The sequence below is a fragment of the Micromonospora sp. NPDC049139 genome, assembly GCF_055586845.1.
The window spans coordinates 152747-166357 of the sequence record NZ_JBVJHK010000012.1 but is presented as its reverse complement, the minus strand read 5'-3'; the positions used below and the strand labels follow the sequence as shown (position 1 = coordinate 166357).

The 13611-nt window shown below is 67.0% G+C and carries 11 protein-coding genes; 5 read left to right on the top strand and 6 right to left on the bottom strand.

What is annotated here, in order from left to right; all coding sequences use genetic code 11:
* Positions 1-87 precede the first annotated feature (87 nt).
* The 6 genes from ACZ6Q9_RS21000 to ACZ6Q9_RS20975 all read right to left on the bottom strand — a co-directional run bounded on the left by ACZ6Q9_RS21000 (position 88) and on the right by ACZ6Q9_RS20975 (position 3793).
* The gene (locus ACZ6Q9_RS21000) at positions 88-375 is read right to left on the bottom strand and encodes a hypothetical protein (RefSeq protein ID WP_396829437.1); all 288 of its coding nucleotides are present in this window, start codon (positions 373-375) and stop codon (positions 88-90) included.
* A 17-nt stretch (positions 376-392) separates the two neighbouring features.
* Positions 393-791 (bottom strand): DUF4190 domain-containing protein, encoded by a 399-nt coding sequence (locus ACZ6Q9_RS20995; protein WP_396829436.1) that lies wholly within the window; start codon positions 789-791, stop codon positions 393-395.
* An 80-nt stretch (positions 792-871) separates the two neighbouring features.
* Positions 872-1798, bottom strand: coding sequence for a hypothetical protein (locus tag ACZ6Q9_RS20990; RefSeq protein ID WP_396829435.1), 927 nt, complete (start codon positions 1796-1798; stop codon positions 872-874).
* Positions 1799-1826: 28 nt separating this feature from the next.
* Positions 1827-2645: a ribonuclease HI gene (locus ACZ6Q9_RS20985; protein ID WP_396829434.1), complete on the bottom strand. Its 819-nt coding sequence runs from the start codon at positions 2643-2645 to the stop codon at positions 1827-1829.
* A gap of 35 nt (positions 2646-2680) precedes the next feature.
* On the bottom strand, positions 2681-3175 hold the full coding sequence (locus tag ACZ6Q9_RS20980) for a hypothetical protein (protein WP_393449441.1): 495 nt from the start codon (positions 3173-3175) through the stop codon (positions 2681-2683).
* Positions 3176-3262: 87 nt separating this feature from the next.
* The gene (locus ACZ6Q9_RS20975) at positions 3263-3793 is read right to left on the bottom strand and encodes a DUF4352 domain-containing protein (RefSeq protein ID WP_393262504.1); all 531 of its coding nucleotides are present in this window, start codon (positions 3791-3793) and stop codon (positions 3263-3265) included.
* A gap of 106 nt (positions 3794-3899) precedes the next feature.
* Between ACZ6Q9_RS20975 and ACZ6Q9_RS20970 the strand changes: the two genes are divergently transcribed.
* From ACZ6Q9_RS20970 to ACZ6Q9_RS20950, 5 genes are all read left to right on the top strand, one after another.
* Positions 3900-5837, top strand: a complete 1938-nt coding sequence (locus tag ACZ6Q9_RS20970) for an N-6 DNA methylase (RefSeq protein WP_396829433.1) — start codon at positions 3900-3902, stop codon at positions 5835-5837.
* Between the two features lie 114 nt (positions 5838-5951).
* Complete coding sequence (locus tag ACZ6Q9_RS20965) at positions 5952-7913, top strand: type I restriction-modification system subunit M (RefSeq protein WP_396829432.1); 1962 nt, start codon at positions 5952-5954, stop codon at positions 7911-7913.
* Complete coding sequence (locus ACZ6Q9_RS20960; protein WP_396829431.1) at positions 7910-9217, top strand: restriction endonuclease subunit S; 1308 nt, start codon at positions 7910-7912, stop codon at positions 9215-9217. Before ACZ6Q9_RS20965 ends, ACZ6Q9_RS20960 begins: the two co-directional genes overlap by 4 nt.
* A gap of 164 nt (positions 9218-9381) precedes the next feature.
* On the top strand, positions 9382-10506 hold the full coding sequence (locus ACZ6Q9_RS20955) for a DUF3644 domain-containing protein (protein ID WP_396829430.1): 1125 nt from the start codon (positions 9382-9384) through the stop codon (positions 10504-10506).
* A gap of 57 nt (positions 10507-10563) precedes the next feature.
* Positions 10564-13608: a type I restriction endonuclease subunit R gene (locus ACZ6Q9_RS20950; RefSeq protein ID WP_396829429.1), complete on the top strand. Its 3045-nt coding sequence runs from the start codon at positions 10564-10566 to the stop codon at positions 13606-13608.
* Positions 13609-13611 lie beyond the last annotated feature (3 nt).

Sequence of the window (13611 nt, the reverse complement as noted above, 5' to 3'; positions counted from 1 at the left end):
ATGCTGGGACTCACCGTGCGTGCTTGCCTCAACGCCCAGCGGAACAAGACGTGGGCGGCGGAGCCTGCCTGCCAGCGAGCCGCTTGACTACGAGGGCCGCAGGTCGCGGCCGGCCGCACGCAGATGGACGACCAGCGTGTCCACGGGAATGCCCAGCACGCTCGCGAGCAACGTCAGCGGATCCGGGTGGCCCTTGCCCATGAGGTCCTCATAGATGGCGAGCAGCCCGCGCAGGCGGGCGTCTGCGTCCTCGGGCCGGGGGGAAAGTTCGGCGATCCGCCCTTCCACGTACCGGCGCGCCATGATCTGGAACGCGTTCACGCCGAGCATCACGTCGTCGTCCGGCTCCGGGTGGCGATCCTGGTCGGTCGGCATGGCGGTCCGTCCTTTGCTCAGGGGGTGGGGGTGGTCGAGGGGGTGGCCGCGCCGATCAGCCCGCCGAAGAAGACCATGACCGTCAGCAGGACCATCGGGGCGACGAAGACGTAGCCGAGGACCAGGCCCGCGACGGCCATGCCTCGCCCCGACTTCGCGTTGTTGCGGGTCTCGTTCAGACCGACGTGGCCAAGAATGACGGCGAGCAGGCACGGCAACCCGAACAGGCACCACCCGCCGAGGACGCCGAGAATCCCGAGCACCATCGACGCCACGGCGACGCCAGAGGTCGGCGGCACCTGTACGACAACATGGGCCGCCGGATAGCCGTACGGCGGGCGCGGGCTTGGTGGCGGGGGAAGGGCCGGCACCGGCGGCGAAGGCCGGTACGGGTCGTAGCCGGACTGGTGGGTCACGGTGACTCCTGTCTGGGGTGAACGGATGTGCGGCGCGGGTGCCGTGGAGTGGGAGTTGCTCCGCTGGGTCAACCAGGGGCTCAGCGGGCGGGGCGCCACTCGCCGCACCTCTCGGAGCTGAAGGCGTAGTCCGAGGAGCGGATGGTGACCTGCACCCGCCGCGCGCTGTTGGTGAAGTAGTTGTCGATGATCCGGCCGGAGCTGTTCTGCCGCTCCCAGTAGCAGCCCTCGACGTCGGTGGCGACGTACGTGCCCGGCTTGATCTCCTTGCCGACCCGGAAGGTGCCTGGCCCGAACAGCCGTCCCTCCGCCTCGAGCTTGACGTCGGCCTGGCCGCGCCGGACCGCCTCGCGCCACTTCTTCGCGTACGGGTGCTTCGGGCAGAGCGTCAGGGCACCGTTTCTCTCAGCAATCTGCGCAGGACTGGCGGCGAACCCCGGCTCGGCGTAGACGTCGTCCGGGTCGACGGCGGCGCAGATCTCGTACAGCGTCGAGATGTCCTGGTCGTCGTAGCCGGACGTCTTGTAGGCGGCCTGCTCGGTGGCGGTGACGATGGCGACCGTCCCCTCCACCTCGCACGAGCTCGGCTTCGCCAGCCAGACCTGGCTGAAGTCGGGGCGCCCGTCCGCGCCGGGGGAGATCGTGAGCGCGGAATCCCAGTCCTGACCGGTGTCGCACGAGACGGTGATCGGCCCCTGCTGGGGGACGTTCTTCGGGTCGTCCGGGTACGGGTCGAGTCCGTCGGGCATCCCGTCGCCGTCCCGGTCAGGCGGCGGCGTCGGGCTGGGCGTCGGGGACGCGCTCGCAGTGGCGGACGGACTGGCCGAGGGCGTGGACGCGCTACCCGTGGCCGTCGGGTCGTCGCCGCAGCCTGCCAGGACGACGGCCGTCAGCGCGGCGGTGGCCAGCGGGACGCCGAGCCGGCGGGTGCGCGGGTGTGACCCGGCCCGACGGAGGAGCGAGGAGGCCGGCGACTGAACGGTGGTGGTGTGGCGGGGGAGGAGCATGACCGTCTCCAGGCGTGAGAGTGGGGGATCAGGACGCGACGGTGGCGTGCCAGTCGCGCAGGAACGCGTCGGCCAGGGCGTGCGCCCGCGGGCGTACGTCGAAGGGCTCGCCGACCCGGCGGCGCGCCATGTGCGACAGGCCGTCGGCGGCCTCGTTGAGGGCGTGCCCGCTGTGCCCCCGCACGTGGGCGAACGACAGGTCCGGCCGCTGGCCCACCAGCTCGGCGAGCCGTACGAGGGTCGGCTGGTCCGACCACCGGCGCGGCCGCAGGCTGTAGCCGGCCGGCATGGCGGTGGTGTCGCCGCCCTGCCAGCGGTGCAGGTACCGCAGGGCGCTCAGGCTGTCCAGCAGCACCGTCATGCCGGCCGGCACCGCGTCGTACGCCGACAGCAGGAACTCGACCGCCCGCAACTCGTCGACCAGCACCCGCGAGGCGCCGGTCGGGTCCAGCCGGCCCGTACGCCGGCCGCGCAGGCCGTAGTGGCCGTCGCTGACGACGTACCCGATGCCGCCGGCGCAGCCCTTCCAGCTCGCGTCGGTCGCGGCGACCAGGGTCGCGGACGCGCCCGCCCAGCGGCCCACCCGGCCGCGGCCCCGCTGCTGCTGCGGCTGCGGCCGGCAGGCCGTGCCGTGCTCAGCGGCCAGCCGCTCGGCGGAGTCGAGCAACTGGCCGGCCGAGGCGAACGCGTCGTAGTGGGCCGCGGTGACGGACAGCTTCACGGCATCGCCGATCCGCTGGCAGTCCGGGCAGCGGGTCAGCCGTACGTAGGTGCGCAGCGCGAAGGCGCGCTCGCGCAGCGGACCGGGGAGCAACTCCAGGGCGTGGATGAACTCGTCACGACGCACAACGCCTCCTTGACGTGGGAGTGGGTAGGTGGTGATCAGTCCGCGAGCGTGAAGACCATCTGGACGCCGCTGTCCGGGTGGTAACTCCACGAGGCGCGGATTCCGTCCCACTCGCCGGACCGCCGTCCGTCCAGCGCCCTGGTCGCTTCGACCTCCGCTCGCACGGAGTCCGGCATCTCCAGTTCGGACCAGTAGCACTCGAGCTGGTCGAGGCTCAGGCCGCTGGTTTCCTTGCCGAGGCTGCGCAGGGTCAACGTGCTGCCGTCGTCACCCAACCTCGCGTAGTCGTCCGACGCGGCCCCGCACACCTGGCGGGCCGCCTCGAGCGGGGACTGCCGGTTGACGAGTGCGAAAGCGATGCCAGTCGCCAGGATTACGAGGGCCACCGCGGCTACCACGATCAGCACACTGCGGCGCCTCCGTCGAGGCTGCGTGGGCCAGGTCTCGGGGATGAACGGCATCCCGGGTTGTGCAGACTTGCGCGGTTCCTGGGAATGGTGCGCCGGTATCGGGTTGGTCTGGTCGGTCATGGCGGTCTCCGCTGTTGGCTGACGGGTGGGGGTTGCGTCGGAGGCAGTGGGGCGGGCGGATCACCCGCCCCGACCGAATGCGAGAGGTCAGCTCAGCGCGACGGTGACGCCGCCGGAGAACATCGAGTCGTGCAGCTCGAGCTTGGTGAGCTTGACGTTCTTCGGAATGTCGAAGACGAAGACGCCGGTCACCTGGTTGCCGGGGTTGATCTCCTCGAAGAAGGTGCTCTGGTCCTTGTTGGCGTAGAGGCCGGCCTCGGTGTCGGACGAGTACTCGGTGCCGTCCGCGGCGTAGGCCTTCTGGCTGCTGCCGTCGAGCAGCTGCGCCTCCTTGCCGATGTTCTTGACGTTGACCGTGACCAGGCAGAACTGGCCCTGGGCCTTGTCGCCGAGCATCGAGGTGCCGACCTTGGTCACGCCGCACTTGGCCGACTTGACCGTGAACTCGAACTTCCCGTCGCGGGCCGGCTGGCCGATCTTGGCGGTCTTCGCCGGCTTGTCGTCGCCCTTGGCGCCGCTGTCGCTGCCGGAGCCGCTGGAGCTGTCGGTGGCCCCGGAGCTGCAGCCCAGCGCGACGACGGCGGTGGCGATGAGGGCGAGCGTGGTGGTCTTGCGCATCGAAATCCTCCTGGTGTGAACCGTGGCGGCGTCAATGAGAGCATCATCTGTGAACGCTGTCAACGGACACGATGCTTGACGGGTGTGACACACTTCGGAGGTGCAGGTGAACCCGACCATTACGGCGGCGGAGATCGCCCGGCTCGCCGGGGTGGGTCGCGCCGCCGTCAGCAACTGGCGGAAACGCCATCCCGACTTCCCGGCCCCGGTGGGTGGCACCACGGCCAGCCCCGAGTTCGACCTCGCCGAGGTCGAGCGGTGGCTGCGCCGGCAGGGCAAACTCCCCGAGCTGTCCCGGGCCGACCGGCTCTGGCGCCACCTCGCCGCCGCTGGGGAGACCCCCGCGACCGGGCTGGCCGCCGTCGGCGCCCTGCTGCTCGCCGGGCAACGCGCCGGACGACCACGCCGTGGACACACCGACACCTCCGTCGTCGCCGACCTGCGACCGGAAATCGACGCGCTCGCCGACGAGCTGGGGCCGCAGACCGCCTTCGACGAGCTGTGGCAGCGCTTCTCCGCGCCCGGCCCGGGTCGTCCCTGGGCCACCCCGGACGAACTGGCCGACCTGATGGTCGAGCTTGCCGGTGTCGGTGGCGGCTCCGTCCTCGATCCTGCTGCGGGGTCCGGCGCCACGCTGCGGGCCGCAGTGCGGGCCGGCTGCGTCGCGGCCTACGGACAGGAGCTCGACGACGACCTCGCCCGATTGGCCGGGCTCTGGCTCGCCCTGCGCGAGGTGCCCGGCGAGGTGTGCCCCGGCGACTCACTGCGCGCCGACGCGTTCGCCGGCCGCACCGTCGACGCCGTCATCTGCCACCCGCCGTTCGGCGTCACGAACTGGGGCAACGAGGAACTCGGCTACGACCCGCGCTGGGAGTACGGCGTCCCGCCACGCACCGAGCCGGAGCTGGCCTGGGTGCAGCACGCGCTGGCCCACCTCCGCCCCGGCGGGCACGCCGTGATCCTGATGCCGCCGGCGGCCGCCGGGCGGCGCGCGGGCCGGCGGATCCGAGCCGAACTGCTGCGCCGCGGCGCGCTGCGCGCCGTCATCGCACTCCCGAGCGGGGTGGCCGCGCCGCACGGCGTACCGCTGCATCTGTGGGTGCTGCGACGGCCCACGGCCGACGCGCCCGCCCCGGCGCGGGCGCTGCTGGTCGACGCCGCGGAGGGCGACCTTCCCGACCTCTCGGCACGGGTCCTTGCCGCCTGGCGGGCCTTCATCGCCGCACCCGACGCCGAGATCGAGGAGGTCGGCTTCGCCCGCGCGGTGCCGGTCATCGAGCTGCTCGACGAGGAGGTCGACCTCACCCCCGCCCGTCGGCAACCCGCCGTCGGGGGCGAGCAGAGCGGGGAGCGTCTGGTACGCACCAGAGAGCGGCTGGTTGCCATCGTCGGCGACCTGCCGGCGCTGATGCCGCAGGTCACGCCCGTGCCCGACGGGGTAGCACCGCTCGTCGTCACGGTCGCCGAGCTGGCGCGCAGCGGCGCGTTGCAGCTGATCGGCCCCATCCGGGCCAACTCGTCCACGGATGGTGGCGGATCGACCGGTGGGCCGCCGGTGCTCACCGTGCAGGACGTGCTGGCCGGCGTCGACGCCTCCGGCCAGGCCGACAACCGGCTCGGCCAGGAGATCCCCCTGGCGGTGGGCGATGTCGTGGTGCCGATGATCGCCCGCACGCTCACGCCTCGGGTGATCACCGCCGAGGGAGCCCTGCTCGGTCGCAACCTCTACCTGCTGCGCCCCAACCCGGCCGCGCTCGACCCGTGGTTCCTCGCCGGGCAACTGCGCACCTCGGCCAACGAGAAGCAGGCGTCGAGCCTGTCGGGCACGCTCCGCCTCGACATCCGGCGGGCCCAGGTGCGGCGCCTGCCGCTCGACGAGCAACGGGCGCACGGGGAGGCGTTCCGGCGCCTCGACGCCTTCGAGTCGGCAATCCGACAGGCGGCGTCGCTGGGGGCCGAGCTGGTCCAGCTCACCGCGGACGGCCTCGCGCGTGGATCACTCCAGGCTGAGCAGCGGCCGAGCCGTAAGCGACCGAGCAAGTAAGGGACCAATCGCCGTCCCTGCTGACGAAACGGGCTCCTCGTAACCGGGTGGTGGACTGCACCGCCTCGGCGCACCGGCCATACTCCTTCACTTAAGGCAATCGAAAGGAACCTGGTGAGTACCAAGCACCAAGAGCTCACGGACTTGATCTGGAACGTGGCCGACCTGCTCCGCGGCGACTACAAGCGCTCCGAGTACGGCCGCGTGATTCTCCCGCTGACCGTGCTGCGCCGCCTGGACTGGGTGCTGGAGCCGACGAAGGATGCGGTGCTCGCCAAGCACGCCCAGCTCAAGCAGCTCGGCGTGCAGAACATGGATCCGGTGCTGCGTAAGGCCGCTGGTCTGTCGTTCTACAACACCAGCGAGATGTCCTTCCGCAAGCTGCTCGGCGACCAGGACCACGTCGCGATCAACCTGCGTGCCTACATCGGCGGCTTCTCGCCCGGCGCGGTCGACGTGCTCGACAAGTACGGCTTCGACGCCCAGATCAGCCGGCTTGCCGAGGCCGGTCTGCTCTACCAGGTGGTCGCCAATTTCGTTGACGTCGATCTGCGTCCGGATGTGGTCTCCAACCACCAGATGGGCTACGTCTTCGAGGATCTGATCCGACGCTTCTCTGAAATCAGCAACGAGACCGCCGGTGAGCACTTCACCCCGCGCGAGGTCATCAAGCTGATGGTCAACCTGCTGCTCGCTCCCGACGAGGACGACCTGGTCACCCCCGGCATCGTCAGCAAGATCTACGACCCGGCCTGCGGCACCGGCGGCATGCTCAGCGAGGCCCAGGACCACATCCAGGAGCACAACCCGCACGCCACCGTCGAGGTGTACGGGCAGGAGCTCAACGGCGAGACGTACGCAATCTGCCGCTCCGACATGATGCTCAAGGGCGGCGACCCGACGAAGATCGCCTTCGGCAACTCGTTCAGCCAGGACGGCCACGAGGGCGAGCGCTTCGACTACATGCTCGCCAACCCGCCGTTCGGCGTGGAGTGGAAGAAGGTCGAGAACTACATCAAGGCGGAGGCCGCGCGCGGCCACGCCGGCCGCTTCGGTGCCGGCCTGCCCCGAATCAACGACGGCTCGCTGCTCTTCCTCCAGCACATGATCTCGAAGATGAAGCGCCCCGAGGACGGCGGCAGCCGCCTGGCGATCGTTTTCAACGGCTCGCCGCTGTTCACCGGCGCGGCCGGCTCGGGCGAGTCGGAGATCCGCCGCTGGATCCTGGAGAACGACCTCCTGGAGGGCATCGTCGCTCTGCCCGACCAGCTCTTCTACAACACCGGCATCTCCACGTACTTCTGGATCCTCACCAACCGCAAGGACCCGGCGCGTGCGCGCAAGGTCGTGCTGCTCGACGGCCGCGACCACTGGACCAAGATGCGCAAGAGTCTCGGCGACAAGCGCAAGATGCTCACCGACGAGCACATCGACGACCTGACCCGGGCGTACGTTGACGCGCTGTCCATCGCGGACGATCCGGAGCACCCGCAGCACGCCAAGGTGAAGGTCTTCAAGACCACCGACTTCGGCTACCAGCGGATCACTGTCGAGCGCCCGCTGCGCCTGCGCTTCGAGGTCACCGAGGAGACGGTCGCCCTGCTCGCGGAGGCGAAGGCGGTGCTCAAGTACGCGGAGCGGGAGTCGCTGCTGGCGGCGGCGAAGTCGCTGATCGGTACGGCGTCCGCGACTCGTGCTGACTTTGCGATGAAGCTGAACGGGCTGGGGAAGCTGCCGGCGGCGGTGGAGAAGGCGGTGTGGGAGGCGTTCTCGGTCAACGACCCGGAGGGGGAGGTGCAGACCGACCGTAAGGGCAAGCCGTTGCCGGATGCTGACCTGCGGGACAACGAGAACGTGCCGCTGGACGAGGATGTGCACGACTACCTCAAGCGTGAAGTTCTGCCGCATGTCCCAGACGCCTGGATCGACGAGCCCAAGACCAAGATCGGGTATGAGATTCCCTTCACCCGCCACTTTTACGTCTACATTCCGCCACGTCCGCTTTCGAGTATCGATGCCGAGATCAGGTCCCTCGAAGCGGAAATTCAAGCATTGCTGGCCGAGGTTACGCGATGACTTTCCCGGAAGTTAAGCTGAAGCGGATCCTGTCTAGAAGTGACGCAGGGGCTTGGGGGATGGATCCGCGCTTGGGTAACGGGGTTCCGGTGCTGAGGTCCACCGAAATCAGTGTGGATGGACTGATCAATTCTCAAGGTATGGCGATGCGTGCCTTATCGCCACGAGAGGTATCCACGACGCGTCTACGGGCCGGCGACCTGGTCGTCGTAAAGTCAAGTGGTAGCGATGCGCACCTTGGCAAGACGGGAATTGTGACACGCAACCTCGCCGCAAACGTCGTTGCTTTCTCTAACTTCCTTCAACGCCTTCGAGTCTCCAAACGGTGTGAACCGCGATTCGTCTGGTACTTCCTCAACAGTCTGCTTGTTAAGCGGCAAGTGAGGCAACTTAGCTCCACTTCCACAGGTCTTCAAAACCTGAGTGCCTCGCTGATAGGCGAGCTGGTCATGCCATGTCCGCCCATCGAGGAGCAGCAGCGTATCGCCGACTTCCTCGATGCGGAGTCGCGTCGGATTGGGAAGGTTGAAAGTGGAAAACAAAGGCAGTTGGTCGCACTCGATGAGCGGTGTCTCGCCGAGATTTCCGAATGCCTAACGCCAGGCATTCTAACCCAGCCTGCCGATTCACCCCCTATGCCCTGGCTGCCGAAACTCCCTTCAAATATCCCGCTTGTGCGGCTAGGATTCGTTTGTCGACTGCAGTCGGGTCTTACGGTTGACGGTGCCCGTGATTTAAGTGGTGAGGTGGTTACGCGTCCCTATCTAAGGGTCGCCAACGTTCAGGCCGGCCATCTCCGTCTAGACTCGGTCACTGAAATTACCGTCCCGCGCGCAATAGCTGATCGAAGCACGCTCCAGCGAGGCGATGTTTTAATGACCGAAGGAGGCGATCTTGACAAGTTGGGTCGCGGCGCCGTCTGGCGAGGAGAGCTTGAGAATTGCCTCCACCAAAATCATATTTTCGCCTTGCGGCCCGCCGGGACGCAGCTTGACGGAGAGTATCTTGCGCTAGTAACTCAGTCGCTTCATGGCAGATGCTATTTCGAAAGCACGGGAGTCAAGACTACGAATTTAGCTTCGACAAATAGCGGCAAGATTCTTGGCTTTCCTTTGCCTCTTCCGTCACTCGACCTGCAACGTAGGAAGGTAAGGTCCTTGCGCAGATCGTTGGACTCAACGGAACGAGTTCGAAACCTCATCGACCAGCAGGTGATGCGTCTCCGTGAACGGCGGCAGGTGCTGATAGCGGCGGCGCTGAGGGGTAAGGTTGACGTGGCGACGGCGCGGAGTCTGGATGGATAACTGCATTAAGGCGTCGGGGCGCCTCGGGCATCCGGTCGGTAGGTCAAGGCGCCGCTCCTTGGTGCCGCAGTATCGCAAACTGTCCCGGCGACAGCGGCTCGCCACATCGAATTAGCCGATTTTCGAGAGCTGGAGTCATGGCGCGTCGACCACGGCATTGGCCGATGATCGCAGCATCACAAGCCGAAGCGTCTCTCGCGGTGCGTCTGTATAACGACCCCGCAGAGGAGCGTTCATTCGAGGGTTTCGTGGTGCATATGCATCTCGCTTGGCTATACCTGCTGCATGCGGAGTTCACTCGCGACGGTAAAGACTTCCGCTACAGGCAGCGAGGCAATCCGCGTTTGCTGGAACGTGTCGACGGCGAGCCAAAACGTTGGGAGTTGGCGAAGTGCGTCGCGGAGCGATGGTCAAACGATGACCCTACTCGCAGAAATATAGAATTCTTTATCGGGCTCCGCAACAAAATCGAGCACCGTTACGCAAGCAAGGCGGACCTGTCCCTCACGGTGGCGTTGGGGGGATATGCCCAAGCGCTTCTTCTGAACTATGAAGAGGAGTTGGTTGGGCAGTTCGGTGAGACGGCAAGTCTTGCGGGAATGCTCCGATTCCCTCTTTTCGTCGGCAGTTTCACTGATGCTGGCGAAGTCACCCTTCGCCGGTTGCGTAAAGGTCTTCCTGCGCCCCTCAGGAAGTTTATTGCCGAGTACGAATCAGGTTTGCCAAACAACCTCGTACACGATCGCCGGTATGAGTTTCGCCTTCGCGTAACGAACGAACTCGCCCCAAAAGACCCGGAAGCTCTAGCAATTCAGTACACCCGCTACGACGATATGACTGAGGAGCAGAAGGCAACCGTCGAGGAACTTGGGCGGAAAGGCTTTGTCGTCGTGCGCGAGCAGAAGCGCGGCGTAGTGAACTACGAGCTACTCAAGCCTCGCCAGGTAGTCCATGAGGTGGCCCAGCAGATACCCTTCGTTTTCCACATGGGATACTTCATTAGGGCGTGGCATAAGCTCAAGGTTCGGCCTAAAGGCGGCTCGGAATACCCTGAACGGACCGATGAGAAGTACTGCCATTACGACGAACTGCACGGCGATTATGGTTACACTAAAGCATTCGTCAAAAAGCTCGTGCGACATCTGGATTCTGTCGAAGGTTGGCGCAATTTGTTCGAGGATGATCCCCAGGACAAAGAAACCGGCGAGTGGATCGTCGAGCCAGAGCAACGCCTGCCCGGACAGCGGCGCAGTATAGAGATTGGTCCTACGTCGTCAACTGGTAGTTGAGCGGCAGGTGTGAGATGGGGTTTCTGTGACTGCCGATGCAGGGGAACGGATACGGCGATGAGCGTTCATCAGGAGCAGTCGTTCGAGGCGGCGGTTCAGGGCTGGCTGCTTGCATCCGGCTGGTTGCCCGGCCAGCCCAGCCACCACAGCCGGCTGCTGGGGCTGGACACGGCGGAGCTGTTTGCGTTCGTCGGGGCGACGCAGCCGGACGAGTGGGCGAAGCTGCTGGCGTACCACGGGAACAACCCGGACGAGGCGCAGCGGCAGTTCGCCCAGCACCTCGCCAAGCAGATCGACGAGCGCGGCCCTCTCGACGTTCTCCGCCGTGGCGTCAAGGACAAGGGCGTCCTGATCCGCCTCGCCTACTTCAAGCCCGCACACGCCATCACCGACGACGCGCTGAAGCTCTACCGCGCCAACCGCCTCACCGTCACCCGCCAGCTCGCGTACTCGACCAGCAGCAACAAGACCCTCGACCTGGTCCTCTTCGTCAACGGCATTCCGCTCGCCACGGCCGAGCTGAAGAACCCGCTCACCGGCCAGACCGTCGAGGACGCCAAGGAGCAGTACCGCAAGACCCGCGACCCGAAGGAACTGCTCTTCGCTCGGCGTACCCTCGTGCACTTCGCCGTGGATCCCGACCTGGTCTTCGTGACGACGAAGCTGGCGGGGGAGAAGACTCGGTTCCTGCCCTTCAACACCGGCTCCGACGGGCCGGGCGTCTCCGGCGGCGCCGGCAACCCGCCGGCCGGCGACAAGGGTTACCGCAGCTCCTACCTGTGGGAGCAGATCTGGCACCCGGACACCTGGATGGACCTGGTCCGGCGGTTCCTGCACACCGACAAGGACTCCGGAAGCCTGATCTTCCCGCGCTACCACCAGTGGCACGCGGTCACCCAGCTCACCGACCACGCGGCCCGCCACGGCTCCGGCCACAACTACCTGGTCATGCACTCGGCCGGGTCGGGCAAGTCGAACACTATCGCCTGGCTGGCGCACCGGCTGTCCAGCCTGCACACGGCGCCCGTGGTCGACAACGAACGGCTGCGCCCGAACGAGCCGGTCTTCGACAAGGTCATCATCATCACCGACCGGGTGGTGTTGGACCGGCAGTTGCAGGACACCGTCTTCCAGTTCGAGCACGTGCCGGGCGTGGTGCAGCGGATCGACAAGGACTCCGCGCAGCTCGCCGCCGCCCTCCAGGGCGAGACCGCCAAGGTGGTCATCACCACCATGCAGAAGTTTCCCTACATCCTCGACAAGGTGCAGGGGCTCAAGGGCAAGCGGTTCGCGGTCATCGTCGACGAGGCGCACTCGTCGCAGTCCGGCGACTCGGCCGCCGCGCTGAAGAAGGTGCTGCTCAAGCTCGGCAGCGACGACGTGGACGAGTCGGGCGACCTGCTCACCGCCTCCGCGCTGGCCCGGGGCAGGCACGAGACGCTGTCGTACTTTGCGTTCACCGCCACGCCGAAGCCGAAGACCCTCGAACTCTTCGGCACGCCGCACCCGGTCACCGGGAACCCGCAGCCGTTCCACACGTACTCGATGCGCCAGGCCATCGAGGAGGGCTTCATCCTCGACGTGCTGCGCAACTACGTGACCTACAAGGCGTACTGGAAGCTGGCCAACGCCAACCCCGACGACCCGGACGTCGACCCGAAGAAGGCCGGCGCGCAGCTCGCCCGCTTCGCCAGCCTGCACCCGACGATGCAGGCACAGAAGGCGGAGATCATCGTCGAGCACTTCCGCAAGCACACCGCGCCGCGCCTCGGCGGTCGCGCCAAGGCCATGGTGGTCACCGGCTCCCGCGAGGCCGCCGTCCGCCTGCACACCGCCATCCGCAAGTACGTCGACATGCAGGGCTACGTCGGCTGTGACTCCCTGGTCGCGTTCTCCGGCGAGCTGGAGGTCGACGGCGTCGAGCACACCGAGGCGCGGGTCAACGGGTTCAGCGAGGGTGAGCTGCCCGAGAAGTTCGCCTACACCGCCGCCGACGACAAGCATGCCGGCACGCCGAGGGCCAAGCAGGACACCGAGTACCGGATTCTGGTCGTCGCCGAGAAGTACCAGACCGGCTTCGACCAGCCGCTGCTGACCACGATGTACGTCGACAAGCTGCTCAAGAGCGTCGCCACCGTGCAGACCCTGTCCCGGCTCAACCGCACCCACCCGCTCAAGGCCCAGGGCGACATCTTCGTCCTCGACTTCGTCAACGAGGCCGGCGACATCGCCGAGCAGTTCAAGCCGTACTTCGAAACCGCTGCCACCACGCCCACCGACCCGAACCTGCTCTACACCGCCCAGAACGCGGTCACCGGGTATCCGGTGCTGGTCGACTCGGAGATGCAGGCGTACGCCGAGGCGCTGCTCGCCGCGGAGCGCAAGGCGACCAGCGACACCGGCCTCCAGCGGGCGCACGCCGCGCTCTACCGCTTCACCGACCCGGCCGTCGACCGCTACAAGGCCCTCGCCGCCGACGACCCCGAGGCCGCCGACGGCTTCCGGTCCGCGCTGCGCGACTACACCCGGATGTACGCGTTCCTCAGCCAGGTCGTGCCCTACCACGACGAGGACCTGGAACGCCTCTACCTCTACGGGCGTGCGCTGCTCAACCGGCTGCCGCGCAGGCAGGACCCGTCCGTCGACATCGGCGAGGTGCAGCTCACCCACCTGCGGGTCAGCAAGACCGGCGAGCACGACGCCTCGCTGTCGCCCGAGGGCGAGCAGATGCTGCCCGGCTTCGTCGGCGGGGGAGCGGGTCGGCAGCACGACCCGGAGAAGGTGGCCCTGTCGGAGCTGATCGACGCGTTCAACGACAAGTTCGGCATCGGGCTGGGCGAGGCGGACAAGGTCTGGGTCGAGCAGCAGATCGTCGCCCTCGCCGAGGACGGCACCCTCGAAGCCGCCGCGATGGTCAACGACGAGAGCAACTTCGGCGTCGTATGCGACAAGCGGATCGAGGACGTGATCCTGTCCCGGCACGACGACAACGGCAAACTCATGCAGCGCTACCTCGACGACGAGAGCCTGCGGTCGCAGCTCAACCAGTTCGCGCGCCGGCAGGCGTACCAGATGATCCGCCGCCGCAAGGGCATCGCATAACCT